We start from the raw sequence: 24534 nt of genomic DNA, 5'->3' as shown, positions 1-24534 counted from the left end.
GGCGTCGGCTAGGTTGCCGGCATGACCGGGTACGCCGACGACCTCGCCCTCGCCCACCTGCTCGCCGACCGGGCCGACGCCATCGCCACGGCCCGGTTCCGGGCGCTCGACCTGCGGGTCGAGGCGAAGCCTGATCTGACCCCGGTGTCCGACGCGGACACCGCCGTGGAGCGGGAGATTCGCGCGTTGCTGGCCGAGCACCGGCCGGGCGACGGCCTGCTCGGCGAGGAGTACGGCGCCCAGCCGGCGAACGCCCCGGACGGCCGGCGGTGGATCATCGACCCGATCGACGGCACCAAGAACTTCGTCCGCGGCGTGCCTGTCTGGGCCACCCTGATCGCGCTCCTCGACGGTGACCGGCCGGTGGTCGGCGTGGTGTCCGCCCCGGCGCTGGGCCGGCGCTGGTGGGCGAGCGCGGGCGCTGGCGCGTACGCCGGGCCGGGCCCCGCGGCCGGAGAGCGGATCGGCGTCTCCGCGGTGCGACGGATCGCCGACGCCAGCTTCTGTTACTCGTCCCTGAACGGGTGGGATCGCGCCGGGCGGCTCGACGCGATGCTCGACCTGATGCGGGACAGTTGGCGCAGCCGGGCGTACGGCGACTTCTACGGCTACATGCTGCTGGCCGAGGGCGCACTGGACGTGATGGTCGAGCCGGAGTTGTCGCTGTGGGACGTGGCGGCGCTGGTGCCGATCGTCACCGAGGCGGGTGGCACGGTCACGGATCTGGCCGGTCGACCGGCTCCGGCTGGCGCGCCGGGCACCGAGAGCAGCGCGGTGGCCACCAACGGTGTGCTGCACGCCGACATCCTCGCCCGGCTGAATCGACCAGCCGAGCATTGACCCCGGGCAACCTCTATCCTCGCCAGGTGGTCTCCTCCGGCTGGTGCTTTCTCGCGGCGATGATTGTCGCGTACGGCTTCGCCAACCTGCTCCAGTCGGTGGCCGCGGCCCGCACAACCGTGCACCACACCTTCGATCCGGGGCTGCTGCTGCGGCTGGCCGGGCACCGGACGTACCTGGTCGGGTTGGGCTGCCAGATCGGCGGTTTCGTGCTCGCCTTCCTGGCTCGGCGGGACCTGCCGCTGTTCCTGGTCCAGGCCAGCGTGGCCGCCGGGCTCGGGGTGACCGCCATCCTCGGCGTGCTGGTGCTGAAGTGGCGGCTGCCGGTGGCCGAGGTGGTGCTGCTGGGCCTGCTCTTCGCCGGGATCAGCGCGCTGGTGCTGTCCGCGCGACCGGCGCCGTCCCGGCAGCTCGGCACCGCCGGCTCGGTCGCCCTGCTGGTGGCGCTCGGCGTGATCGCGGTGCTCGGTGTCTTCGCCGTCCGGCTGCACGGAGCGCCCGGGTCGGTGGCTCTCGGCTCGCTGGCCGGGCTGGCGTTCTCCTCGGCCGCGGTGGCTGCCCGGCCACTGGCCTCCGCACCGTCGGCCGAGGCGTTCCTCGCCAACCCGCTGTTCTACCTGCTGATCGTCCACTCGATCGTCGGTCAACTGCTGCTCGGCCTGGCCATGCAGCGCGGCTCGACGACCGCCGCGGTCGCCGCGATGGACGCCGCCGGAGCGGTGCCGGCGGCGATCGTTGGCCTGCTGTTGCTCAACGACAAAATCTGGCCGGGGCGGGAGTGGCTGGCCGCGGTCGGTTTCCTGGTCACCCTGGCCGCGGTGATCGGGCTGACCCGGTACGCCGAGCCGCAGCAGCACTCCGCGAGGGCGCAACGCCCCGGCCGGACCATGGTCGGCGCCGGCCGACCCGGCTGAGCAGGCGCCCACGCCACGACTGGCGTGGCGTGGGCGGATCCCGACTCAGACTCAGGCTTCGACCGGTTTGCGGCGGCTCACCACCCGCTCGTAGAGGCGCTCCAGCGCACCGCCGGTCCGTTCCCAGGTGTAGCTGCTCCGGACCCGGTCCACCGCGGCGTGGCCGTAGGCGAACCGCCCGGCGTTGTCGGTGAGCAGCCGGCGCAGGGAGACCCCGAGGGTCCGTACGTCGCCGGGGGGCACCAGCCGGCCGGTGACCTCGTCGACGACGGCGTCCGCCAGGCCGCCCATCGCGTAGCCGACCACCGGCACCCCGCAGGCCATCGCCTCCAGGGAGACCCGCCCAGCGGAGGAGTAGTGCGGCGTGCAGGCCACCACGTCCGCCGACCGGTACCAGGTCGCCATCTGATCGTGCGGCACCGCCCCGACCAGCCGTACCTGGTCGGTCAACCCGGCCTGCTCGGCCAGTTCGCGCAGCCGGCGTGCCTCCGTGTGGTTGGCCAACTGGTCAGCCGGCGGCCCGCCGGCGATCACCAGCTCAGCGTCACCGACCAGCCGCATCGCCCGGATCAGGTCCTCCTGGCCGTGGCCCGGGGAGAGCCCGCCCACGGAGAGGATCCTGGCCCGCTGCTCGCGCGGCGCCGCCTCGCCATCGGGGTGGAACTGCTCGATGTCCACCCCGGCGGGCACCATCGCCACCGAGCTGCGCTGCAGGCCCATCCGGGTCAGTTCGTCCACCTCGTCGTTGCTCTGGGCCACCGCGATGTCCACCGCGCGGGTCAGCGCGCGTTCCAGTGGGATCCGCTCCCCCGGCCCGTCGTACCGACCGCCCAGGTGGCGCAGTTGCTCGACGCCGAGCGAGTGGAAGGTCTGCACCACCGGGATGTCGGTCTCCCGGACGGCGTGCGCGGCGGCCAGGCCGCCGATCCAGTAGTGCCCGTGCACCACCTCGGGCCGCCAGGCGCCGGCCCACTCGTCGGCCAGCCAGCGGCCGAAGCCGGTCACGTGCGGGATCAGCTCGGCGGTGGGCAGCGGGGTGGGCGGCCCCGCCGAAACCCGTCGCACCTGGTAGCCATCGACGTCAACGGTCTCCGGTAGCCCGGGGTCGTCCCGGCGCTCGTAGATCCGGACGTCGTGGCCTCGGCCGGCCAGCTCGGCGGCGACCCGCGCGATGTGCTGTTGGGTGCCGACCGGCGGGCCGTCGGCGTGCCGGTACGAGCTGGTGTGCGCGCAGACGAGGCCGACGCGCATGGGTCACCTCCCTGCGATCTTTCCTCGGCGGTGGTCCTCCCGGTCAGAGCGTCCCATTAACCCAGAGGTCGGGAGCCGAAACCTGGCAGATCGGGAACAGTCCCCGCAGGTGCCACCGACACTTGCGCCACGACAACCACGAAACCGCCCTGCGCAGCCCCCGACGAGGCGGTTCCACGAGGATCGGCGAGGGACCTTTGGTATGACCCGGCCTGGTCGGGGGTACCGCTCAGGAATGCCGCTGACCCGCAGCCTCGACGATTCGACCGTGGTGATCACCGGCGCCTCCAGCGGGATCGGCACGGCCACCGCGTACGCGCTGGCCCGCCGGGGCGCCGCCGTCGTGCTGGCCGCCCGAAGCGAGCCGGCGCTGCTGCAGGTCGCGCAGCGCTGTCGGGAGTTGGGCGGTCGGGCGTTGGTCGTGCCGACCGATGTGACCGACCTGGAGTCGGTGCAGCGGCTGGCCGACCGGGCGGCGGCCGAGTTCGGGCGCATCGACGCCTGGGTGAACAACGCGGCCGTGGGAGCGGTGGGGCTTTTCGACGAGATCCCGGTCGCCGAGTTCCGCCGGGTGGTGGAGGTGAACCTGCTCGGCGCGGTGCACAGCTTCAAGGCCGCGCTGCCGCACCTCGGCGCGGCCGGCGGCGGGGTGCTGGTCAACAACGCCTCGATGCTGGCCGAGGTGGCGATGCCGTACCAGTCGGCGTACAACGCCACCAAGCACGGCATCCGCGGGCTCGCCGACACCGTCCGGCAGGAGCTGCGGGTCACCGGTCGGGGGCAGATCTCCATCTGCACCGTGCTGCCGGCCACCATCGACACCCCGTTCTTTCGGCACGCGGCCAACCACAGCGGACGCGAGCTGGTACCACCGCCGCCGGTCTACCCGCCGGAGGTGGTCGCCGAGACCATCGTCCGGCTGCTGCGTCGGCCCCGCCGCGAGGCGTACGCCGGCGGCGCAGCCCGGCTCCTCGGCCTGCAGTGGCGGCTGGCGCCCGCACTGGTGGAGCGCATCCTCGGCTGGTACACCCACCGCACCCAGTTCGGCCCGGGCGCCCGAGTCGACAGCAGCGGCAACGTGTTCCACGCCGACGCGGAGGGCCACCGGGACGGCGGTTGGCACGGCCGACGGCGGCAGTTGGTGCGGATGACCGCCGCGTTCGGCCTCGCCGCCGCCGGCACCGCGGTCGGCACGATGGCGGCGATGAGCCGTCGGACCCGGCAGGACCAGTGATGCCGAGCATCGAGCGACCGGACGCCAGCGCGAGTAGTGAGCCGGTGCTGCGAGCCCCGCAGTCGCGAGCGAAGGAAGGAACAGTGACGTCTGTCACCAGCGAGCACGATCGGGCGATCATGTCGGCCGGCGCGCATTGTCTGGTGGAGATCGACGAGTCGTCCGCGGTGGTCCGGGTGACCGGTGTGCTCGACGCCCCCTGCGCCGGCACGGTCCGCGACGCGCTGCTCGCCCGACTCTGCGACCGGCCCGGCCCGGTGGTGGCCGACGTGACCGGGCTGCGGGTCGACGACCCGGTCGGGCGGGGCGTCTTCGCCGAGGTCCGCCGGGAGGTCGCCGACTGGCCCGCTGCTGACCTGCTGCTCTGTGACCCGGCGGTCCCCGGGCCCAGTCGCGCGGACACGGCGCTGGGCGGCGTGCCGGCCTGGCCCACCCTGGCCGGCGCGCTGGCCGCGATCGCCGCAGCGCCGCTGGCGGCGGTGCTCACCGCCGAGCTGGCCCCGACGGTCGGAGCGGCCGGGCAGGCCCGCGAGCTGGTGACCACCGGTTGCCGGCGCTGGGACATGCCGGCGCTGGCCGAGCCCGCGTGCATCGCGGTCACCGAGATGGTCAACAACGTGGTGGCGCACGCCCGGACCCCGATGACCGTCCGGCTGGCTCCGCAGGACAGCACCCTGCACCTGGCGGTTCGCGACCACTCCCCGCGGCGGCCGGCGTTCGCCGGGCTGGTGCCGCCGACCCACGCTGGAGGGCGGGGCCTGCTGCTGATCAGCACGATGGCACGGCGGTGGGGCAGCAGCGTGGTACCGGACGGCAAGGTCGTCTGGTGCGTGCTGCACCCCGCAGACGAGGCGAGCGCCCTCGGCTGACGGGCCGTTGCGGCCCTGTTGTCCAACTCGACACCGCACGGCCGGCAGTGCCCCGGTTATGCCGGGAGGGCAGCGGGTAGTGATCAGACATGCGCGACAACGAGTTCCCGACCCCCGTGTCCGACACCGAGGCGCAGGGGCTGCCCGACACCGCCGACGACGACTCGACCGCCAACGACGACGTGCTCACCGGGCGCGAGGCGGACGGCCCGGATCCGGCCCAGCTGCCCGGCGACCGGACGCCCGTGGCGGTGGACCGGTTCGGGACCACCGCCGAGGAGCAGCTCGACGGTGAGTCGTTGGACTACAAGCTCCAGCGGGAGACCTTCGAACGCCCGGTCGACGACCCGCTGGCCGGCCCGGTCGACCCGAAGATCGCCTTCGAGGCGGACAACGAGGCGGCGGCAGCGGAGGCCCAACTGGACGCCGACGTGATGGACCCGGGGCCCACCTCGGACCCGAAGTCCCCGGTCTCCCTCTACGACCACGGCCAGCTCGGCACGGTGGCCGACGCCACCGTGGGCCGGCTGGTGGAACCGGACGAGGGGGCGCACACCGACCAGGAGACCGACTCCGTCGCGTACGACGCCGGTTCAGCCGGGGGCGGGGCGACCGCCGAGGAGTTGGCCATCCACGAGACGGAGCCACCGCGCTCGGTCTGACCCGTCGGCCCGCCGCCGAGTCAGTCGTCGAGACCGCGCTCGATCGCGTACCGGGTCAGCTCGACCCGGTTGTGCAGTTGCAGCTTGCCCAGCGTGTTCTGCACGTGGTTCTGCACCGTGCGGTGCGACAGCCCGAGCCGCTGCGCGATCTGCTTGTACGACAGCCCCTTGGCCACCAGGCGCAGCACCTCCGTTTCCCGATCGGTGAGCCGGGGCGCCCCGGGCTCCGACCCGTCGGCCGGGCCGGCCCCCGACCCCGACCCGGTGCCGGCGGCGAGCCGGCGGTACTCGCCGAGGACCAGCCCGGCCAGGCCGGGGGTGAAGACCGGCGCGCCGTCCGCCGTGCGGCGTACCGCGTCGAGGAACTCAGCCGGCGCCGTCGACTTCACCAGGTACCCGGTGGCCCCCGCCTTGACCGCGTCCAGCACGCTCTGCTGCTCGCCACTGGCGCTGAGCATCAGCACCCGCACGTCGGGCAGCGCCGCGCGCAGCCCACGGACCACCTCGACACCGGAGATGTCCGGTAGTTGCAGGTCGAGGACGACCACGTCGGGTCGGGCGGCGGCGGCCACCCGGATCGCCTGCCGTCCCTCGCCGCTGGTGGCCACCACCAGGAAACCGGCCTCGGTCAGGTCGCGGGCCACCCCCTCCCGCCACATCGGATGATCGTCGACCACCATCACCCGTACCGGGGTCACCGGTCCGCCCTCGGCACGGTCAGCTCGATCTCGGTGCCGACCTCGGGGGTCGACACGATCCGGACCGTCCCGCCCAGGTCCGCCACCCGGCCCCGGATCGACTGGGTCACGCCGAGCCGCCCCTGGGCGGCCGCCTCGGCCAGCCGGCCGTCCGGGATGCCCGGCCCCTCGTCACGGATCGACACGGTCACCGTCTCCCCCTCGTCCTCGATCAGCACCCAGGCCCGCCCGCCAGCGTGCCGTCCCACGTTGTCCAGGGCCGCGCCGGTCGCGGCGGCCAGTTCCCCGGCCGTACGCCGGGGCAGCGGCACCGGGGTGGCCGGCGCGGAGAGCGACACCGCCGGTGAGGCGTACCGGCCGAGCAGGGTCCGCAGGTCCACCGCGCCGGCATCGGCCACGTCCGTGCCGCCCCGGCCGGCGTCACCCGCCGGGACGGCGTCACCGACCGGAGCGGCGCCGGCGATCAGCGCGCGCAACGCGGCCTCCTGCTCGCCGGCCAGCCGGGCCAGTTCGCCGGCCTCGCCGGGCAGGTGCGCGCCGCGCCGCTGCACGAGCGCCAGCACCTGCAGGACCGAGTCGTGGATGCCCCGGGCCAGCCGCTCCCGCTCCCGGGTGGCCGCCTCCAACTCCACCGCGCGTTGCAGCCGCTCCTCGGCGGTCACCGCGAGCCGGGCCACGTGCCCGACCACCACTCCGGCGAGCAGCAACAGGATGACCCCGGTGAACGAGGACTGGCCGATCCGCTCCCGGGTCGCCAGGTCCGCGCCAGCGACCAGCAGCGCGGCCACCGTGCCCCGCCGCCGGCCGCCAGAGACGGCCCAGGCCAGCACCGGGCCGGCCATCCAGGCCACCCCCAGAGTGGGCACGCCGGCGGCGAGCGCCGCGCGGCCGACCACCCACGGAGTGGCCAGCACGAGGGCCATCACCACCCCGAGGTCGGCCAGCAGCAGCGGCCAGCGCCGCCAGGCCGGCCGGGCGTACCCGATCGCGGTCGCCGCGGTCCAGGCCATCATCACCAGGACGAGGGCGCCGACGAGGAACGGATGGGCGTACCGGTCGGCGTCGCGCACCGCGAGCGCGCAGACGTACGCGAGGGACGCCAGCCGGAACACGGTGAGCGCCCGCCAGAGCGGCACCTCGAAACCACCCGGCGGTGACGACATGGCGGTCAGGATGTCACAACCGGGCCCGCCGGGCGGGGAGCGCGAAGTGCGGTCCGAGGAACCCTGACGTACGGTGGAAATGCCGCGAAATACTCCGCGATCGGCCGTCGGGACGGGGCCATGACGAACGCAGATCCGCACGCACCGCGTACGGTTGTGCCCATCGAACCTGCCCTCCTGATCGCCGAGGCCTTCGACCAGGCCCAGGTGACCGAGATTCGACACTCGGTCACCTCCTGCGCGCATGCCTCCGGGCTGACCGGGCAGCGGCTGGACGACTTCGTGCTGGCGATCAACGAGCTGATCACCAACGCGGTGCGGCACGGCGGCGGGCGGGGATGGCTGCGGCTCTGGCTGGAGCCGGGGATGCTGGTCTGCGAGGTCGCCGACCACGGGCGCGGGATCAGCGCGCAGCGGCTGGGCGACCGGCGCCGGCCGGCCCCGGACACCGCCGGCGGCTGGGGCCTCTGGCTGGCCCGCGAGCTGACCGACGCCATGGAGGTCGCCACCGGCACCGCCGGCACCACCGTCCGCATCACCACGGCCCTCACCAGCAACAACCACAACACCGCACGCTGACGCCACGCCCACGGGTGGTGGGTCAGGCGAAGAGGGCGGAGACGGACTCCCCGTTGTGGATCCGCCGCATGGCTTCGGCCAGGGCCGGTGCCACCGAGAGGACCTGCAGTTTGGGGACCCGCTTGGCGGTCGGGATGGGGACCGTGTTGGTGCAGACGATCTCCAGTACGCCCTCCTGATCGCCGAGCCGCTGCAGCGCGTCGCCGGAGAAGAGGCCGTGCGTGCAGGCCAGCCGAATCGAGCGGACCTTCAGGCCACGCAGGTGCTCCATCAGCTCGACGACCGTGCTGCCCTTGGCGATCTCGTCGTCCAGCACGATGACGTCCTTGTCGGTCACCTCACCGATCACGGCGCTGATCTTGACCAGGTCGTCGTTGAACCGCTGCTTCGCCCCGGCCGCGACCGGCGTGCCGAGCAGCCGCGCGAACGCGGCCGCCTCCTTGGCGTTGCCCAGGTCGGGCGAGACCACCACGGTGTTGCTGAGGTCGTATTGCCGGAAGTGGGTGGCCAGCTCGCGCAACGCGTGCAGGTGGTCCACGGGGACGCTGAAGAAGCCGTGCACCTGCGGCGAGTGCAGGGTCAGCGCGAGCACCCGGTCCGCCCCGGCCGAGGTGAGCAGGTCGGCGACCAGCCGGGCGCCGATCGAGATCCGCGGCGCGTCCTTCTTGTCCGAGCGGGCGTACGCGTAGTGCGGCAGCACCACCGTGATCCGGCCGGCGGACGCGCCCCGGGCCGCGTCGATCATCAGCAGCAGCTCGACCAGGTGCTCCTGCACCGGCGGCACCAACGGCTGGATCAGGAAGACGTCCCGCTCCCGGCAGTTGGCCTGCAACTGCACTTCCAGGCAGTCGTTGGCGAACCGGGAGACCCGCACCGGATGCAGCGGCACCCCCAGGTGGGCGCAGATCTCGGCGGCGAGGTCGGGATGGGCGGTTCCACTGAAAACGGCGATGTCGCGCACGTTCGCACATCGTAGGCGAAGCGTTTGGTGGCGGACGGCAGCGGGCCGGAACCGGCCGTGACACCGGTCGACCGGCGCCGCAGGTCCGGGTACGGTGCTGCGGTGACCCCCCAGTACGTCGCCGCCATCGACCAGGGCACCACCTCCTCGCGGTGCATCGTCTTCGACCGGGCCGGGGAGATCGTCGCCGCGGCCCAGCGCGAGCATCGGCAGATCTTCCCCCAACCCGGCTGGGTGGAGCACGACGCCGAGGAGATCTGGGACAACGTCCAGCAGGTCGTCCGGGAGGCGCTGGAGGCCGCCGGCACCGACGCGGCGGGGCTGGCCGCGGTCGGCATCACCAACCAGCGGGAGACCACCGTGGTCTGGGACCGGGCCACCGGCCGCCCGGTGGCCAACGCCGTGGTCTGGCAGGACACCCGGACCGGGCCGCTGCTGCGCGAGCTGGCGGCGGCGTACGGCGAGGAACGGTTCCGGGCCCGCACCGGCCTGCCGCTGGCCACCTACTTCGCCGGGCCGAAGCTGCGCTGGCTGCTGGACGAGGTGGACGGCCTCCGCGAGCGCGCCGAGCGCGGCGAGGTGCTCTTCGGCACCATCGACAGTTGGCTGATCTGGAAGCTGACCGGCGAGCACGTCACCGACGTGACCAACGCCAGCCGGACCATGCTGATGGACCTCGCCACCGTGGACTGGGACCCGGAACTGCTGGACGCCATGGGCGTACCGGCGGCGATGCTGCCCGAGATCCGCTGCTCCGCCGAGGTCTACGGCACGGCCACCGGAGTGCTGGCCGGGGTGCCGGTGGCCAGCGCGCTCGGCGACCAGCAGGCCGCCCTGTTCGGGCAGACCTGCTTCCAGCCGGGCGAGGCGAAGTGCACCTACGGCACCGGCAGCTTCCTGCTGCTCAACACCGGCGCCAGCCCGGTCCCCTCGACGCACGGCCTGCTCACCACGGTCGCCTACCGGATCCACGGCCAACCGGCGGCGTACGCCCTGGAGGGCGCGATCGCGGTCACCGGGTCGCTGGTGCAGTGGCTGCGGGACAACCTCGGGTTGATCTCCACGGCCGCTGAGGTGGAGGAGCTGGCCGGCACCGTGGACGACAACGGCGGCTGCTACGTGGTGCCGGCGTTCTCCGGGCTCTTCGCCCCGCACTGGCGCAGCGACGCGCGCGGCGTGATCGCCGGCCTGACGGGCTACATCACCAAGGGGCACCTGGCCCGGGCGGTGCTGGAGGCGTCGGCCTGGCAGACCCGCGAGGTCGTCGACGCGATGAACGCCGACTCCGACGTGGCGCTGCGCCGACTCCGGGTGGACGGCGGCATGACCGCCAACGGGCTGCTCATGCAGTTTCTCGCCGACGTGCTCGACGTGCCGGTGGTCCGTTCCCGGATCACCGAGACCACCTGCCTGGGTGCCGCGTACGCGGCCGGCCTGGCGGTCGGCTTCTGGCCGGACCTGGCCACGCTGCGCGCGCAGTGGCGCTCCGACGCGCAGTGGGAGCCGGCCATGGCCCCGGAGCTGCGCGACCGGGAGCTGCGCAACTGGCGCAAGGCCGTACAGCGCACCCTCGACTGGGTGGAGTGACCGCCGGTCCCGGCGATCACTCCCAACGGTTGCCGGTGAGCTTCTCGTAGACGTCGATGTAGCGGGCCCGGGTCGCCTCGACCACCTCGGCCGGCATGTCCGGCGCCGGGCCCTGCTTGTCCCAGCCGCTGCCGGTGGCCCAGTCCCGCACGTACTGCTTGTCGTAGGAGAACTGCACCCGCCCCGGCTGGTACGACTCGGCCGGCCAGAACCGCGACGAGTCGGAGGTGAGCAGCTCGTCGGCGAGGACCAGGGTGCCGTCCGGCGCCCAGCCCAGCTCGATCTTGGTGTCGGCGACCAGGATGCCCCGGTCGGCGGCCAGCTCGGCGCCGCGCCGGTAGATGTCGATGGTGATCTGCCGCAGCCGCTCGGCGGTGGCCTGGCCCACCTTGTCCACCACGTCGGCGAACGTGATCGGCTCGTCGTGCTCGCCCACCGGCGCCTTGCTGGACGGCGTGAAGATCGGCTCGGGCAGGATCGACGCCTCACCGAGCCCCCGGGGCAGCGGTACGCCGGAGACGGCGCCGGTGCGCTCGTACTCCCGCAGGCCGCCGCCGGTGAGGTAACCCCGGGCGACGCACTCGACCGGGACCATGTCCAGCCGCTGGCAGCGGATCGCCCGCCCGGCGAACTCCGCCGGCACGTCGGTGGCCGAGATGACGTGGTTCGGCACCAGGTCGGCGAGCTGCTCGAACCACCACAGCGAGAGCGCGGTGAGCAGGCGGCCCTTGTCCGGGATCGGCGTCGGCAGCGCCACGTCGTAGATCGAGATGCGGTCCGAGGCGACCAGGATCAGGTCGTCACCGTCGGCGTAGACGTCCCGGACCTTGCCCGAGTGCAGAAGTTCCACGCGCCCTAGTACACCACGTGGCACCGGGGGCCCCGTTCCGGCCACCCGAGCCGGGGCCGATCGCAGGGGTGACCGGACGGACGTTGACACCTCCCCGCGCCTCCTGCGTGAATGGTCCGACCGCCGCCCGCAGGTGCCAGGAGACCCCGTGCCCTTTGTTCGACCCCCGATCGACCGCTTCGGCGCCGACCCGGGCCGGCGCCGAGTGCTCACCGCGCTGCTCGGTGCCCCCCTGCTGGCCTCCGGCGGCCTCGCCGGATGCAGCGACGGCACCGCGACCTCGACCGAGGAGGGGCCGGTCGAGCTGTCGGTCTTCTGGTGGGGAGGGACGAAGCGGGCCGAGCTCACCGAGAAGGTGCTGCGGCTCTACTCGGAACGCAACCCCCGGGTCACCTTCCGGGTCACCTGGCAGGGCGCCGACGGCTACTACGACCGGCTGGCCACCCAGGCCGCCGGCGGCAACGTGCCGGACCTGATCCAGCTCGACGACGCCATGCTGACCGAGTACGCCCAACGCCAGATCGTCCTCGACCTGAGTGAGCGGGTGGCCGACCACCGATTGGACCTGCGGGGCCTGCCGGAGGGCCTGATCCGCTACGGCGCCGTGGAGGGGCGGACGATGGCCGTCGCCGGTGGGCAGACCCTCGCGGCGGTGGTGTTCAACCGGGACCTGCTCCGGGAGTTCCGGGTGCCGGAGCCGCGCGCCGGGATGTCCTGGGCTGACTACATCTCCTGGGCGGAGCAGGTCACCGACGCCAGCGACGGCCGGGTGGCCGGCACCGCGGACCCGTCCGGCGACTACCGGGCACTCTGGCTCTGGCTGCGCTCGCAGGGCGGCGAGTTCTACCGGGGGCGCCAGCTCGGCTTCGGCGCGGACGAGCTGATCGCCTGGTTCGAGCTGTGGCAGCGGGCTCGCGCCGGGCGGGCCACGCCGGGCGCGGCGCTGGTCGAGCAGGCCGACAGCGGGGAGCCGGCCCGGCAACTGGTGGTCACCGGGTTGACCGCCGCGTCCTTCGCCTGGTCCCACCAGCTACCGGAGCTGCAGCGGCTCACCGAAGCCGAGCTTGGGGTGATCGGCGTCCCGGGGCCGCCTGGTGCACAGTGGGCGCGGGCCTCGATGTACTGGGCCGGGTTCCGCGGCACCCGTCACCCGGACACCGTCATCGACGTGATCGACTTCCTGACCACGAACGGCGAGGCCGGCACCGTCCTCGGCCACGAACGTGGCCTCAACGCCAGTCTCGCCGTCCGCCGGTACACCGAGGGCAGCATCACCGACCCGGCCCAGCAGCGCGCCGCCGCGTTCGGTGCCAGCATCGCCGACCAGCTCGGGCCGGCGCCGGCGCCACCGCCGAAGGGGCACGCCACGGTGCGTACCCTGCTGGTCGCCGCCGCGGAGAGCATTCGCGCCGGACGGGCCGGCACCCGCGCGGCCACCTCCCGTTTCGTCGCCCAGGCCAACGCCGCCCTGGCGGCGTGACCGCTGGCCGGTGGCCCGCCGCCGGTAGCCGGTAGCCGGTAGCCCCCCGACGGTCGGGCACGGCGCGAACGACCGGGTCAGCGCGGCGGCCCACCCCGACGGCTGCGCGTCAGCCGCAGCAGCAGGAACACGACGATCGCCACCACCACCAGGCAGCAGAGCAGGCCGAGGAAACCGAAGCCGCCGCCGCGGGACCGCCGCCGGGCGGCCTCGACCACCAGCTCGCCGGTACCCGTGGACGCCCAGGCCGCGACGGGCACGAAGACCGCCAGCACGACCGCACCGAGGACCGCGCTGAGCCGGCCCCACCACTTGCTGAATGAAGACATGCGCCCATCCTCGCCGAAGGACGCAACCTCGGCATGTTGGTCCACGCCGAATCGCGGGACGGAGACCGCGCGGACCGGACTGGGCCGAACATGCGGAACGGCCCCCGAGGACTTGATCCTCGAGGGCCGTTCGTCGTGGTAGCGGGGACAGGATTTGAACCTGCGACCTCTGGGTTATGAGCCCAGCGAGCTACCGAGCTGCTCCACCCCGCGTCGACTGGTTAACCTTAACCCATCCGTTCTGGCGATGATCAGCGGGGCCGGCATCCGCCCCGGAGGCCGGCGGAGCGGCCACATCAGGCGGGCCGGCGGCCGGTCGGCGACGGCCGGTCGAGCCGGATGGGAGATGCGAAACGGCCCCCGAGGATCAGATCCTCGAGGGCCGTTCGTCGTGGTAGCGGGGACAGGATTTGAACCTGCGACCTCTGGGTTATGAGCCCAGCGAGCTACCGAGCTGCTCCACCCCGCGTCGGTTCGATAACCGTAGCGCACCGACCCGGGGCACCGCAAAGCGACCCCGATACCGCCGCCGCCCACCGCCTTGACCTGGGCTTCCGTCAGTCGAGCCAGTTCTCGATCGCCGCCACCGCCCGCTGGCTGTCGGCATCGACCTGGGCACGCTCGGCCGCCGTGTCCTCCCAGCCCTGTTCCCAGAGCACCGTCACCACGTTGTCGATCCGGACCGCCCGGACCAACCGGACCTCGTCCTCGCCCGGGTCGCCTCTGCCCTCCGGGTACGGCGCCCGCATCTCGAACAGCACCGACTCGTCCCCGTACCTCCCCGAGTCCAGCAGCCGCTGCCGCCAGGTCCTGGTGTCGTCGGGCAACCTCTGCTCGGGGCAGCCGCGGACGGCCTGCCGCAGCTCCCGCAGCGCATCGTCGGCGCGGCCCGCCCGGTAGATGGTGATGGTGTGCCGGTAACTGCCCGCTGGCACGTACCCCGGCGGGGTTTCCGGCCGCTTGTAGGCCAGGTACCGACCGCGGCGCTGCACCACGGCGGAGTCGCTGGGATAGCGGGCCGCGCAGAGCACCGGCAGCGCTGGCCCGTCCACCTGCGACTCCAGGCCCGTCTGGTTCGCAGCAGCCAGGACGAAGAAGGCACGGTCCGGGATCGAGGTGGGCTGCGGGGTCGTCGCCGTACCGGTTGTCGGGGCCGACGGCGTGGCGCTCGGCGTGCTGCGAGGCGGCGTCGGGGACGGCGGCGTCGGGGACCGGGACGGCGGCGCGGACGGGGACGGGCGGGGAGCCGGGCCGCTCGGCAGCGGGCCGGGGGTGTCGGCGGGCCGCGGCAGCGGCGCGGGGCCGTCCGCCGGAAATGCCACCCGTCCCCCGGCGGCCACCCCGCCGAGCAGCAGAGCCACCGCGAGCGCGGTGCCGGCCATCCGGACCCGGGCCTGCCGGTCGGCGCGCCGCCGGACCAGCTCCGGTTGGGTCAGCTCCTGGCCGTCGGCGACAGCGGTGAGCGACCGGTACAGGTCGGAGAGTTCAGCTGACATCGTTCGCCTCCAGCTCCACTGCGGAGAGGTCGGGCAGCAGCGCGGCCAGCCGGCACCGGCCCCGGGACAGCCAGGACTTCACGGTGCCGACCGGGACCTCGGTCTCCCGGGCGATCTCCTCCACGGACATGTCGAAGAGGTAGTGCAGGGCCAACGCCTGCCGCTGGGCGGCCGGCAGTTGGCGGAGCGCGTGGACCAGCAGCACCCCGTCCTCACTCGGTGGCGGGGCTGCCGGCGGGGGGCCGGTACGGCTCAGCACCGCCCGCCATCGGTGCAGGTGGCGCCAGCGATCGGTCGCCAGCCGGGCCACCACCAGCCGCAGCCACGCCTCGGGCGCCGGATGCGCCACCAGCCGCCCCCAGTGCCGCCAGGCCCGGGCGAACGCCTCCTGCACGAGATCCTGTGCCTCGGTGTGGTCGCCGGTGACCGCGTAGCCGTACCGCAACATCCGCCGGGCGGTGCTGCGGTAGAAGTCGTCGAAGCTCTGCGCGTCCCTCACGACTGCCCCCCTCGTCCGCACCCCGTTGCAGTGAGGACGGCGAACCGGTGCCGCAGGTTGCGGGCCGGCCGGACCCTGTCGGAGAGGCGACAACGGGACCGGCTGCGGGTACGGCGGAGCCCCCGGCGTCAGGACCGGATGGGTCCGACGCCGAGGGCTCCGAAAAGGGTGCTCCGGGTAGTGCGGGTCAGCCGGTCGGGCTGACGCTCGGCGCCGGACCACCGGTGGGCGTACCGGCCGGGTTGGCCGCCTGCTGCGCCTGCTGGAAGGCGGTGAGCGCCTCGTCCAGCGCCTTCAGCGCGCGACCGTACCGCTCGAAGTCACCGGAGGTCTGCGCGGCGCGGACCTCGGTGATGGCGGCCTGCACCCGATCCGCAGCGGTGGCCAGCTCGCCGGTCGGCGGCGGAGTGCCGGTGCCGGCGCTCGGCGTCGGTGTCGGCGTCTGCGTCGGTGCCGGCGTCGGTGTCGTCGGGTTGCCACCGGTGGTCGGGGGTGGCGGCGCGCCCTGTCCGGCCCGCTTGCCCTGGTCGACCAGTTGCTTGATGCCGTCGTTGATGTTGTCGGCGAGCGCCACGAACGAGCCGCCGTCGCCGTACGAGAGCAGCACCTTCTGCAACAGCGGGTACGCGTCCTGCTGGTTGCTCTTCACGTAGACCGGCTCGACGTAGAGCATGCCGTCGGCGAACGGCAGCGAGAGCAGGTTGCCGTACTGCACCTGCGCCTGGTTGCTGGAGAGCAGGTTGAGCTGCTGGCGGATGTTGGCGTTGTTCGTCATCTGCTGGTGCACCTGCACCGGGCCGGAGATCCGGGTCTGGTCCGGTAGCTCCAGCACCTCCAGCCGGGGCTTCCCGTCGACGTACGACCCGGAGATCAGCGCGGCGAGGTTCTGCCGGCCGTTCGGGGTGACCGCGGAGGTGAGCTGGAACCGCGGGCCCTCCTGCCCCGGGAACTGCGTGAACAGGTAGTACGGGGGCTGCTTCTGGCCGCTGTCCGGCGCGTCCGGCACGTTCGGTACCTGCCAGAAGTCCTGCGCGGAGTAGAAGTCGCCCGGGTTGGTCACGTGGAACTTGGTGAGCAGGTTGCGCTGCACCTTGAACATGTCCGCCGGGTAGCGCAGGTGCTCGGTCAGCTCGACCGGGATCTCTTCCTTCGGCAGCACCAGGTCACCGCCGAACGCCTTGTTCCACGCCTTGAGCACCGGATCGGTGTCGTCGTACTCGTAGAGCTTCACGGTGCCGTCGTACGCGTCGACCGTGGCCTTCACCGAGTTGCGCATGTAGTTGACGTTCTCCCGGGCCAGCTGGAAGGTGCCCCGGTTGGTCAACTCGTCGGTGGTCTCGGTCTGCAGGTTGACCCGCTCGGCGTACGGGTAGGTCGCCGCCGTCGTGTAGCCGTCGACGATCCACTGCACGCGGCCGTCGACCACCGCCGGGTACGGGTCGCCGTCCAGGGTGAGGAACGGCGCGACCTTCTCCACCCGGTCCCGCGGGTTGCGCACGTAGAGCAGCTTGGAGTCCTTGTTGACCGCCTCGGAGAGCAGGAAGTTCGACTCCTGCTCCTTGATGGCGTACAGCAGTCGCCGCGGGAAGGAACCGATCTCCACGCCGCCCTCACCGGTGTAGGTGTAGGACTCGCCGCCACCCTCACCGACCGGCCGGTCGAACTCGGCCTTCTTGTTCGGGTCGGCCTGGCCGACGATCGCGTAGTCGTCGGCGGCCATCCGCTCGCCGTAGTAGATGCGCGGCTGCTTCGCCGGGATCTGCTCGGTCTGCGAGGAGCACGCCTCCTGGGCCTTCTCGCCGAGGAAGCCGGAGACGAAGAACGGCTGCCCGCCGCAGACCACCTGGTTGGCCGGGGCGGCCACCAGCCCGTACCCGTGGGTGTAGACGGTGTGCCGGTTGATCCAGGTGTTCTGCTGGTCGGTCAGCTCGCCGTAGTTGATCTCCCGGACGCCGACCACGTAGTCGGAGGTCTTGCCGTTCACCCCGTACCGGTCGATGTCCAGCTTGGGGCCGAAGTCGTAGAAGCCACGCACCTGCTGGAGCTGGGTGTACGTCTCACTGACCAGCTGCGGGTCGAGCAGCCGCACGTTCGACACCACCGAGGTGTCGGTGGCCAGGTTGGCCGGCGGGGTGAGGTTGCTCGCCGCGTACGGGGTGGTCTCGGTGGCCGCCAGCCCGAACGCCGCCCGGGTCGCGTCGATGCTGCGCTGGATGTACGGCGCTTCCTTGTCCTTGGCGCTCGGCTTGACCTCGAAGGTCTGCACCGCCCAGGGGTAGATGCCGCCGATGGCCACCGCGGAGACGCCGAGCAGGGCCAGCGAGATGCCCGGCCAGACCAGGTTCCGCATCCACGCGTTGGAGAACACGATGATCGCGATCGCCACGACGATGGAGATGTAGGCCAGGATCTCCTTCGCCGGCAGCAACGCGTTGACGTCGGCGTAGCCGGCGCCGTACAGCTTGGCGCCCTCGTTGTACTCCAGCAGCATCGCGCGCCGGTCCAGCACGTACGCAATGGCCTTGAGCAGCACGAAGACCGCGACCAGGCTGCTCAGATGGGCCCGGGCCGCGTTGCTCATCCGGTCCCCGACGCCCTGGAGGCGGACGCCGCCGAAGAGGTAGTGCACCGCCAGCGCGCCGATCACGGCCAGCACCACGGCGGTGAAGGCGACCCCGAGCAGGTACCGCCAGAACGGCAACTGGAAGACGTAGAAGCCGATGTCCACGCCGAACTCCGGGTCCTTGATCCCGAAGTCGCCGCCGTTGCGGAAGAGCAGCCACTGGTTCCACCGGCTCTGCGCGGAGAGACCGGCGAAGAGCCCCACCACGGCGGCGGTCAGCGCGATCCAGGTGCCGAGGCGCGGGCTGAGCGCCATCCGGTAGCGCTCCAGGGTCGCCTGCTCGACCGAGTGCGGACGCAGCCGCGGGCGCAGCCGGTGGGCCAGCCACAGGTTGCCGCCGACAATCAGCGCCATGCCTAGGCCGACGGCGAGGAAGAGCAGCAGCCGGGTGACCAGCACACCGGTGAAGACCTCGGTGTAGCGGACCTCGTCGAACCAGAGCCAGTCCGTCCACGCCTGAACACCCCACCCGAGCAGGGTGAAGAGCACGAACACCCCGACCAGCACGGCGATGGTGACGCGTCCGCGCCGGCTCATCCTCGGAAGGGGGCTGCTGCTACGCATTACCACTGTTGGCTCCGCACGCTCGAATATGATCGGCTCCGACCAGGCACCCAGAGTACGGGGTGTTCCTGAACGTGGCGGGGCACGGTCACACGAGTCAGCAGCGGGTCGGCTGGCCCCCCGCGCGCAGCGTCTCCAGCGCGGTCAATGCTTCGTCCAATGAGCCCACCCGCAGCAGCGGCAGATCGGGCTGTGGATTGCGGACCGCCTCGGCGCAGTTGTCGGCCGGTACCAGGAATGCCTTGGCCCCGGCGCGCTTCGCGCCGACCAGTTTCTGGGCGATCCCGCCGATCGGGCCGACCGCGCCCTCGTCGTCGATGGTGCCCGTGCCGGCGATGACCTTGCCGCCGGTGAGGTCGGCCGGGGTCAGCTTGTCGATGATGCCCAGGGCGAACATCAGGCCGGCGCTCGGCCCGCCGATGTCCTCCAGGTCGATGTCGAGCGTGAACGGGTGCGGCTGCTGCTGGTCGATCTCGACGCCGATCCGCGGCCGGCCGTCCTGCTCGCGACTGGTCACCGTCGCGGTGGCCGGCACACCGTCACGGGTGTAGCCGATGGCCAGGGCCGTGCCGGCCGGCTTGGCCCGGATCAGCTCGGTGAGCTTCGTGGCGACCGGCACCGGCTGGCCGTCGACCGAGGTGACCACGTCGCCGACCTTGAGCTCCCCGGCGGACGGGCCGTCCGCGGTCACCGTCTTGACCACTACCTGCACCGGGAAGCCCAGTTCGCGCAGTGCGGCGGTCTCAGCGCTGGTCTCCGACGCCTGGAAGTCCTCGGCGTTGCGCTGCTCGACCTGCTCCGTCGACTCCCCCGGCGGGTAGACCAGCTCCCGCGGCACCACCGCCTCGTCGTCCGAGAACCAGCCGGCGATCGCCGCCCGGAGCCGCACCGTGGGCTGCACCCCCACCGTGGTCAGCCGGAGCTGGCCGGCGGAGGTCGACGTCTCCCGCCCGGAGATCTGGATGATTTCCTTGCCGTCGGCCGTGCCGAGGGTGTTGACCGTCGGGCCCGGGCCGAGCACCACGTACGGGATCGGCACCCGGAGCACCCCGATGCTCAGCAGGGCGGTGAACAGGGCACCGAGCAGGACCGTCAGGCCACGACGTCTCATGCGCCAGAGAGTACCGACCGCCCAGAGCGCGGCTGCCGGATGCGCGCACGACTTCGCCCTCAGCGCAACGCCAGCGGCGGCGACCTGGGGCGCGGCGCGCGTACCGTAGACGTCGTGCCTGATATTCCGTTCGGTTTCGCGCTCCCGGGTGGGCAACCACCAGACCCCAACGATCCCGCGCAGATGCAGCAGTTCATGTCGCAGTTGCAGCACCTGCTCTCCGCGCCGGGCAGCGGGCCGGTCAACTGGGACCTGGCCCGGCAGGTGGCGGCCAGCCAACTGGCGGCTGCCGGCGACCCGGCGGTGTCGCCGTACGAGCGCAACGCGGTCGAGGAGGCCCTGCGCCTCGCTGACCTGTGGCTCGAACCCGCCTCGGCGTGGCCCTCCGGCATCCAGTCCCCGGTGGCGTGGAACCGGAACGAGTGGATCTTCAAGACGCTCGACGTCTGGCGCAAGCTCTGCGACCCGGTGGCCAGCCGGATGGTCGGCGCGATGGGCGACCTGGTGCCGCCGGAGGCGCGCGCCCAGCTCGGCCCGATGCAGTCGATGGTGGCCACCCTCGGTGGCGCGCTCTTCGGCGGCCAGTTGGGTCAGGCGCTCGGCTCGCTCGCCGCGGAGGTGCTCTCCGCCGGTGACATCGGGCTACCGCTCGGCCCGGCCGGCACGGCCGCGCTGATCCCGGCCAACATCCGGGCGTACGGCGAGGGCCTGGAGCTTCCCGAGGACGAGGTACGCCTCTACGTGGCGCTGCGCGAGGCCGCCCACCAGCGGCTGTTCCAGCACGTCCCGTGGTTGCGCGGGCACGTGCTCAGCGCGGTCGAGATGTACGCCGCGGGCATCCGGGTCAACCGGGAGGCGATCGAGGAGGCGATGGGCCGGGTCGACCCGACCGACCCGGAGTCGATGCAGGCGATCGCCCTGGAGGGCATCTTCACGCCGGAGGACAGCCCGGCCCAGAAGGCCTCGCTGGCCCGGCTGGAGACCGCGCTCGCCCTGGTCGAGGGCTGGGTGTGCCACGTGGTGGACAGCGCCGCCAGCGACCGGCTGCCCAACGTCGTCCGGCTGGGTGAGGCGTTCCGCCGTCGCCGGGCCGCCGGCGGTCCCGCCGAGCAGACCTTCGCCGCGCTGGTCGGCCTGGAGCTGCGCCCGCGCCGGCTGCGCGAGGCGGCGGCGCTCTGGGCCGCGCTCACCGAGCACCGCGGCATCGGCGGTCGGGACGCCGTCTGGGGCCACCCGGACCTGCTCCCGTCGGACGACGACTTCGCCGACCCGGTCGCGTTCGCGATGAACGACATGGACCTGAGCGAGTTGGACAACTTCGACTTCACCGCGCCCGGCGGGGTGGAGGAGAAGGCCCCGGGCCAGCCCGACGACACCGACGGCGAGACCGACGGCGACGCCAAGCCCTGATGACGGCGTTGGGTGCCCGCAGATCACCGCGGGCACCCGACACCGGGCTTCTCGCGGCCGGTCAGGCTGGTTGACCGGTCAGGCAGGGCGGCCCGAGCCCGAGAGTAGAGCGCGGGTGGCCTCCCAGCCCTCGAAGGCCGGGTCCAGGGTGGCCAGGTCGGCCGGGCCGCGCAGCCGGCGCCAGCCGGCGGTGACCGCCACGTCCTGCGGTCGAGGGGCACCGGCCCGCGCGTCGGCCGGGCTCGCGGTCTCCAGGTCCAGCGGAGGCAGCCAACCCGGCACGGGCAGCCGTACGGCCACCCCGAGCAGGCCCGGTCCGCCGCCCTCCACCGGAGCGACCGCCACCGGCCGGGTGGTGAGCGGGCGCAGCAGCTTGCCGACGGTCAGCGCGGGCAGGTCGGGTACGTCGCCAGCGAGCACCGCCGCCTGGTCGTAGCCCTCCAGCGCGGCGAACACCGCGTTCGGCGTCGGCTCGGGCACCTCGTACACGGCGGTGCCGGGCCAGACCAGCGCGTCCGCCAGAGCACGGTCGGCCGGGGTCACCGCGACCGCGACCTCCACCTCGTTGAGCGTGGCGAACAGGTCGACGACGTCCTCGGCGAGCGCCGCGCGCCAGTCCTCCCGGTCGACGCCGGGCGGCGACCAGTGCACCGGCCCCAGTAACGCCACCACCACCCGCCGCGCCATCCCCCGACCCTAGCGCCCCCGACGCGGCCCAGCCCGGCCCGACCCGGCCCTCCCCCATGATCGACTCCATATCGGCGATGGTGGGGTGTCCCGGAGCGCGGACAGCGCGATATCGCGGACATGGAGTCGATCTAGGGCGCCGGAGGCCAGCCAGCCCATCAGGGCGGGGGGATCAGGTGGGGAGCGGGGCGCAGGAGGCGGCGGCGACGCCTTCGAGGTAGCCGCGGGCTCGTTCCGCCTTGGGGTAGCGGCCGACCAGCGCCCAGAACCGGGCGTTGTGGCTGGGCACGATGAGATGGGCAAGCTCGTGCAGCAGCACGTAGTCGATGACCCACTCGGGCATGTCCTGCACCCGATGGGAGATCCGGATGCTGCGGTCGGCGGGGGTGCAGGAGCCCCATCGGCCGTTCTGGTTGGTGACCCACCGGACGCTCGCCGGCACCGCCTTCGCGCCGTACCCGACGAGGTAGAGATCGATCAGCCGGGTGGCCCGGGCCAACAGCTCGTCGTCGGAGCGGGCCAGCCGACCCTCCCTGGCCGCGAGCCGGGCCAGCATCCGGTCGACCCACTCGCTCTCCTCGGCCCGGGAGAACTGGTCCGGGATGAGGACGACGACCCGCTCACCGTCACGGTACGCAGACACCGTACGTCGTCGGCGCTGGCTGCGCCGCACCTCGACGACCGGCTTGCGCGTCCCCGCCATCACTGGCCCGCGCAGCCTCGGCTACGTGTCACGAAGGAAAGCTAATGCGTACTGACCAGGGGTCCGCAAGAGTCAACCGCACGACACGCGCCCAGAAAATGGCGATTGGTCGCCCGGCGTCCCGAAAATTTCTTGGTCGGGTTGCCGCCAGGCCATCTCGTCACCCTTCGTGAACACCGATGGCGGCGCTGTGCGGCTCCCCTCCACCGTAGGTGATCACCCCCGCTCGCGCCTCCGCGGGGCCACCCGCACGGGTGGCTGAGAGGGTTTGGCCGGCGTGTCCCCGCCAAACTGACTTATCAGACCTAATTCGCCATGCACACTCTCGACGTCGACTAGCTCACAGTGTCGATGCACAGCTGACATGGAACCGCCCAGACCTGGGTAGGGTCCGCGGACCAGCGGTCACGATGGTGGCTGCGGAGTGAGACCCAGCGCCGGCGCCCCCTGTGGCCCGCCGCCGGGCACCCCGCCGGGACGGTATTGACCGGCGGACGAGACGAGGAGGGCACCGTGGCCGACCAGGCCCAGACGACCTACAACGGTTACTGCGTGAAGTGCAAGGAGAAGCGGGACTTCGAGGGGCACGTCGAGGTCTCGAAGACCGGGATGAACATGGCCAAGGGCAAGTGTCCGGTTTGCGGCACAACAGTGAACCGCATCCTCGGCAAGGCCAAGGTCTGACCCGTACGGGTGGACGGGGGCGGGGTGGCCAGCGACGGCCACCCCGCCCCCGTTGCCGTATCGGACGGTGATCACCGCCGTGCGGCCGCCCGGTCATCGACGGTCTGTCGGGTGACCGACACCGTTACCGGCGGGTTGTGGATAACCCGGCAAATCCTGTGGACAGCGCTGGACAGCGGCCCGGCCACCTGTGGACAACGATCGACCGAGCGCACGGACGCGGTCACGATTCGTCATCATGAGCCGTACCGCGCTGCCCCGCCCCACGCTGCTGCCCGGCCTCAGCCGGCTCTGGCGGGACCGACACACCCTCCAGCTCGGCGTCGGCCCGGGGCCCGCCGTCCTGCTGGAGCTGGCGAACCCGCGCGCTGCCCGCCTGCTCGACCTGTTGGACGGCACCCGTAGCGAGCGCGCCGTGCTGGCGCACCCAGCCGCCACCCAGGTCTCCACCGACGAGGCGTACAGCCTGCTCGACGCCCTGCGCGCGGCGGGCCTGCTGGTGCCCGCACACAATCTGCTCCCCCGCGACCTGGCCGGCCCGGTCCGGGCCCGGCTCGCCGCGGAGGCCGCTGCACTGGCCCTGGCCGCGGCCCGGCTGCCCGGCACCCCCGCGCAGGTCCTCCGCCAGCGGCTGGCCGCCCGGGTGCTGCTCACCGGCGCCGGGGCGCTCGGCGGGTCGCTGGCGGTGGCGCTGGCGCAGTCCGGCATCGGGCAGGTGATCCCGCACCTCACCGGCCCGGTACGCCCCGTCGACCTGGTCGGCACCGGCATCCCCGCCAGCGAGCTGGGCCAGCCGTTGGCACCGGCGGTACGGGCCGCGGTCAACCGCGTCGCGCCGGGGACCGGCACCCACCCGGGCCGGCCGACCCGCTTCGACCTGGTGATCCAGCTCGGCACGGACCGTCCGCCCGCGCTGCTCGCCGCCGGTCTCGCCCAGCGCCGCCAGCCGCACCTGCTGGTCACCGTGCGCGAGGGCGTACCGGTCATCGGGCCGCTGGTCCGCCCGCCCGCCGGGCCCTGCCTGCACTGCGTCGAGCTGCACCGGGCCGACCGCGACCCGGCCTGGCCACGGCTCGCCGCCCAACTCGCTGCCGCCGAGCCGATGGCGGCCGGCGCGGCCGGCACGCTCCTCGCGGCCACCGGGTACGCGCTGGCCGAAGCGCTGGCGCAGCTCGACGGCGGCAGTCCGGAGACGCTCGGCGGTGCCATGGAGATCATCGGCGCCGGCCGCTTCCGCCGCCGGGGCTGGCCGCCACATCCCGCGTGCGGGTGCTCGCGGAGCGGGCGTGGGCACCAGCCCAGCCGCAGAGCAGCAACGGAGCCCTCCGGTCGGTAACAAT

22 protein-coding genes, 2 tRNA genes and 1 pseudogene are annotated in these 24534 nt (G+C 72.9%); 11 read left to right on the top strand and 14 right to left on the bottom strand.

Translation table 11 applies throughout. The features are described 5' to 3' along the window. The first annotated feature begins 21 nt into the window (after positions 1–21). Entirely contained in the window at positions 22–840 is an 819-nt protein-coding gene (gene hisN / locus OG990_RS34535; RefSeq protein WP_406078379.1) for a histidinol-phosphatase, read from the top strand. Between the two features lie 59 nt (positions 841–899). Next, a pseudogene (locus OG990_RS34530) lies at positions 900–1848 on the top strand (hypothetical protein). Here the strand turns inward: OG990_RS34530 and OG990_RS34525 are convergent. Beyond that, positions 1806–3005, bottom strand: a complete 1200-nt coding sequence (locus OG990_RS34525; RefSeq protein ID WP_406078378.1) for a glycosyltransferase — start codon at positions 3003–3005, stop codon at positions 1806–1808. The pseudogene OG990_RS34530 and the gene OG990_RS34525 overlap by 43 nt on opposite strands. A gap of 235 nt (positions 3006–3240) precedes the next feature. Between OG990_RS34525 and OG990_RS34520 the strand changes: the two genes are divergently transcribed. From OG990_RS34520 to OG990_RS34510, 3 genes are all read left to right on the top strand, one after another. Beyond that, positions 3241–4239: an SDR family oxidoreductase gene (locus OG990_RS34520; RefSeq protein ID WP_406078377.1), complete on the top strand. Its 999-nt coding sequence runs from the start codon at positions 3241–3243 to the stop codon at positions 4237–4239. Between the two features lie 83 nt (positions 4240–4322). Next, positions 4323–5108 carry an ATP-binding protein gene (locus tag OG990_RS34515; RefSeq protein ID WP_406078376.1) on the top strand — a complete coding sequence of 262 codons (786 nt, stop codon included), beginning with the start codon at positions 4323–4325 and terminating at the stop codon, positions 5106–5108. 89 nt (positions 5109–5197) lie between these two features. Further along, positions 5198–5770, top strand: coding sequence for a DUF5709 domain-containing protein (locus OG990_RS34510; RefSeq protein WP_386987384.1), 573 nt, complete (start codon positions 5198–5200; stop codon positions 5768–5770). Positions 5771–5790: 20 nt separating this feature from the next. Here OG990_RS34510 and OG990_RS34505 read toward each other — a convergent pair whose 3' ends face one another. Next, positions 5791–6450, bottom strand: a complete 660-nt coding sequence (locus tag OG990_RS34505; protein ID WP_328426085.1) for a response regulator transcription factor — start codon at positions 6448–6450, stop codon at positions 5791–5793. Between the two features lie 14 nt (positions 6451–6464). Further along, positions 6465–7631 (bottom strand): MacS family sensor histidine kinase, encoded by a 1167-nt coding sequence (gene macS / locus OG990_RS34500; protein ID WP_406078375.1) that lies wholly within the window; start codon positions 7629–7631, stop codon positions 6465–6467. A gap of 120 nt (positions 7632–7751) precedes the next feature. Here macS and OG990_RS34495 point away from each other — a divergent pair, with 120 nt between their 5' ends. Then, positions 7752–8210, top strand: coding sequence for an ATP-binding protein (locus OG990_RS34495; protein WP_328420070.1), 459 nt, complete (start codon positions 7752–7754; stop codon positions 8208–8210). Between the two features lie 22 nt (positions 8211–8232). Here OG990_RS34495 and OG990_RS34490 read toward each other — a convergent pair whose 3' ends face one another. After that, positions 8233–9171: a ribose-phosphate pyrophosphokinase gene (locus tag OG990_RS34490; protein ID WP_328420072.1), complete on the bottom strand. Its 939-nt coding sequence runs from the start codon at positions 9169–9171 to the stop codon at positions 8233–8235. Positions 9172–9273: 102 nt separating this feature from the next. Between OG990_RS34490 and glpK the strand changes: the two genes are divergently transcribed. Then, the gene (gene glpK, locus OG990_RS34485) at positions 9274–10758 is read left to right on the top strand and encodes a glycerol kinase GlpK (protein ID WP_406078374.1); all 1485 of its coding nucleotides are present in this window, start codon (positions 9274–9276) and stop codon (positions 10756–10758) included. Positions 10759–10774: 16 nt separating this feature from the next. Here glpK and OG990_RS34480 read toward each other — a convergent pair whose 3' ends face one another. Next, entirely contained in the window at positions 10775–11608 is an 834-nt protein-coding gene (locus OG990_RS34480; protein WP_328420076.1) for a phosphoribosylaminoimidazolesuccinocarboxamide synthase, read from the bottom strand. Between the two features lie 148 nt (positions 11609–11756). Between OG990_RS34480 and OG990_RS34475 the strand changes: the two genes are divergently transcribed. Beyond that, positions 11757–13088 carry an ABC transporter substrate-binding protein gene (locus OG990_RS34475; RefSeq protein WP_406078372.1) on the top strand — a complete coding sequence of 444 codons (1332 nt, stop codon included), beginning with the start codon at positions 11757–11759 and terminating at the stop codon, positions 13086–13088. A gap of 77 nt (positions 13089–13165) precedes the next feature. Here OG990_RS34475 and OG990_RS34470 read toward each other — a convergent pair whose 3' ends face one another. From OG990_RS34470 to OG990_RS34440, 7 genes are all read right to left on the bottom strand, one after another. Continuing rightward, entirely contained in the window at positions 13166–13417 is a 252-nt protein-coding gene (locus OG990_RS34470; RefSeq protein ID WP_328420078.1) for a hypothetical protein, read from the bottom strand. 136 nt (positions 13418–13553) lie between these two features. Then, positions 13554–13630 (bottom strand) — tRNA-Met (locus OG990_RS34465). A 179-nt stretch (positions 13631–13809) separates the two neighbouring features. After that, positions 13810–13886, bottom strand: a tRNA-Met gene (locus OG990_RS34460). An 88-nt stretch (positions 13887–13974) separates the two neighbouring features. Next, positions 13975–14913 (bottom strand): hypothetical protein, encoded by a 939-nt coding sequence (locus OG990_RS34455; protein ID WP_406078371.1) that lies wholly within the window; start codon positions 14911–14913, stop codon positions 13975–13977. Continuing rightward, positions 14903–15412 carry an RNA polymerase sigma factor gene (locus OG990_RS34450; protein WP_406078370.1) on the bottom strand — a complete coding sequence of 170 codons (510 nt, stop codon included), beginning with the start codon at positions 15410–15412 and terminating at the stop codon, positions 14903–14905. Before OG990_RS34450 ends, OG990_RS34455 begins: the two co-directional genes overlap by 11 nt. Before the next feature lie 187 nt (positions 15413–15599). After that, entirely contained in the window at positions 15600–18599 is a 3000-nt protein-coding gene (locus OG990_RS34445) for a UPF0182 family protein (RefSeq protein ID WP_328420081.1), read from the bottom strand. A 97-nt stretch (positions 18600–18696) separates the two neighbouring features. After that, a complete protein-coding gene (locus OG990_RS34440; protein WP_406078369.1) occupies positions 18697–19710 on the bottom strand; it encodes a PDZ domain-containing protein in 1014 nt (337 codons plus the stop codon). A gap of 114 nt (positions 19711–19824) precedes the next feature. On the opposite strand from OG990_RS34440, the gene OG990_RS34435 reads away from it, so the two are divergent. Then, on the top strand, positions 19825–21120 hold the full coding sequence (locus tag OG990_RS34435; protein WP_406078368.1) for a zinc-dependent metalloprotease: 1296 nt from the start codon (positions 19825–19827) through the stop codon (positions 21118–21120). Between the two features lie 78 nt (positions 21121–21198). Here OG990_RS34435 and OG990_RS34430 read toward each other — a convergent pair whose 3' ends face one another. Together OG990_RS34430 and OG990_RS34425 are read right to left on the bottom strand one after the other, a co-directional pair. Then, positions 21199–21807 (bottom strand): hypothetical protein, encoded by a 609-nt coding sequence (locus OG990_RS34430; RefSeq protein ID WP_328420085.1) that lies wholly within the window; start codon positions 21805–21807, stop codon positions 21199–21201. 172 nt (positions 21808–21979) lie between these two features. Next, complete coding sequence (locus OG990_RS34425; protein ID WP_328420088.1) at positions 21980–22510, bottom strand: M48 family metallopeptidase; 531 nt, start codon at positions 22508–22510, stop codon at positions 21980–21982. 513 nt (positions 22511–23023) lie between these two features. On the opposite strand from OG990_RS34425, the gene OG990_RS34420 reads away from it, so the two are divergent. Together OG990_RS34420 and OG990_RS34415 are read left to right on the top strand one after the other, a co-directional pair. Continuing rightward, positions 23024–23194 (top strand): DUF5679 domain-containing protein, encoded by a 171-nt coding sequence (locus OG990_RS34420; RefSeq protein ID WP_167457767.1) that lies wholly within the window; start codon positions 23024–23026, stop codon positions 23192–23194. Between the two features lie 238 nt (positions 23195–23432). Continuing rightward, positions 23433–24530 carry a TOMM precursor leader peptide-binding protein gene (locus OG990_RS34415; protein WP_328420090.1) on the top strand — a complete coding sequence of 366 codons (1098 nt, stop codon included), beginning with the start codon at positions 23433–23435 and terminating at the stop codon, positions 24528–24530. The last annotated feature ends 4 nt before the right edge of the window (positions 24531–24534 follow it).

It is taken from the genome of Micromonospora sp. NBC_00858 (genome assembly GCF_045207365.1).
GTDB lineage: Bacteria > Actinomycetota > Actinomycetes > Mycobacteriales > Micromonosporaceae > Micromonospora.
Note: the sequence above shows the minus strand (reverse complement) of the source record. Positions and strands in the feature narration are given on the sequence as shown.

What these genes read in the sequence shown, in the direction of transcription:
- hisN (WP_406078379.1), top strand. Translation starts at nt 22, where the DNA reads ATGACCGGGTACGCCGACGACCTCGCCCTCGCCCACCTGCTCGCCGAC.
- OG990_RS34525 (WP_406078378.1), bottom strand. Translation starts at nt 3,005, where the DNA reads ATGCGCGTCGGCCTCGTCTGCGCGCACACCAGCTCGTACCGGCACGCC.
- OG990_RS34520 (WP_406078377.1), top strand. Translation starts at nt 3,241, where the DNA reads ATGCCGCTGACCCGCAGCCTCGACGATTCGACCGTGGTGATCACCGGC.
- OG990_RS34510 (WP_386987384.1), top strand. Translation starts at nt 5,198, where the DNA reads ATGCGCGACAACGAGTTCCCGACCCCCGTGTCCGACACCGAGGCGCAG.
- OG990_RS34505 (WP_328426085.1), bottom strand. Translation starts at nt 6,450, where the DNA reads ATGGTGGTCGACGATCATCCGATGTGGCGGGAGGGGGTGGCCCGCGAC.
- macS (WP_406078375.1), bottom strand. Translation starts at nt 7,631, where the DNA reads ATGTCGTCACCGCCGGGTGGTTTCGAGGTGCCGCTCTGGCGGGCGCTC.
- OG990_RS34495 (WP_328420070.1), top strand. Translation starts at nt 7,752, where the DNA reads ATGACGAACGCAGATCCGCACGCACCGCGTACGGTTGTGCCCATCGAA.
- OG990_RS34470 (WP_328420078.1), bottom strand. Translation starts at nt 13,417, where the DNA reads ATGTCTTCATTCAGCAAGTGGTGGGGCCGGCTCAGCGCGGTCCTCGGT.
- OG990_RS34455 (WP_406078371.1), bottom strand. Translation starts at nt 14,913, where the DNA reads ATGTCAGCTGAACTCTCCGACCTGTACCGGTCGCTCACCGCTGTCGCC.
- OG990_RS34445 (WP_328420081.1), bottom strand. Translation starts at nt 18,599, where the DNA reads ATGCGTAGCAGCAGCCCCCTTCCGAGGATGAGCCGGCGCGGACGCGTC.
- OG990_RS34440 (WP_406078369.1), bottom strand. Translation starts at nt 19,710, where the DNA reads ATGAGACGTCGTGGCCTGACGGTCCTGCTCGGTGCCCTGTTCACCGCC.
- OG990_RS34430 (WP_328420085.1), bottom strand. Translation starts at nt 21,807, where the DNA reads ATGGCGCGGCGGGTGGTGGTGGCGTTACTGGGGCCGGTGCACTGGTCG.
- OG990_RS34425 (WP_328420088.1), bottom strand. Translation starts at nt 22,510, where the DNA reads ATGGCGGGGACGCGCAAGCCGGTCGTCGAGGTGCGGCGCAGCCAGCGC.
- OG990_RS34415 (WP_328420090.1), top strand. Translation starts at nt 23,433, where the DNA reads ATGAGCCGTACCGCGCTGCCCCGCCCCACGCTGCTGCCCGGCCTCAGC.